The 209-nt window shown below is 75.1% G+C and carries 1 protein-coding gene; it reads right to left on the minus strand.

Going from position 1 to position 209, the window contains the following annotated elements; genetic code table 11:
* The coding region (locus tag MFF64_RS37725) for a polysaccharide deacetylase family protein (protein WP_238194246.1) at positions 1-209 on the minus strand (209 nt) is incomplete at both ends.

The raw sequence follows: 209 nt of genomic DNA on the forward strand, positions 1-209 counted from the left end.
GGCCGGTGACGCGGCGCAGTTCCTCCCGGCTGCCGTGGGTCTCCCGCCGGAGCTCGTCGTCCGACAGCTCCGTCAGATCCCGGTGCAGCAGCCCGTGCGAGCCGATCTCCATACCCGCGGCGGCGACGGTACGGACGCCCTCCTCGGTCAGGAGCGGCCTGCGCGGACCGAGAGGGTCCCAGTCGTTGGAGCCGCCGGGCCGTCCCGGC

The sequence above is a fragment of the Methylobacterium frigidaeris genome (assembly GCF_022179185.1).
Lineage (GTDB): Bacteria > Pseudomonadota > Alphaproteobacteria > Rhizobiales > Beijerinckiaceae > Methylobacterium > Methylobacterium frigidaeris.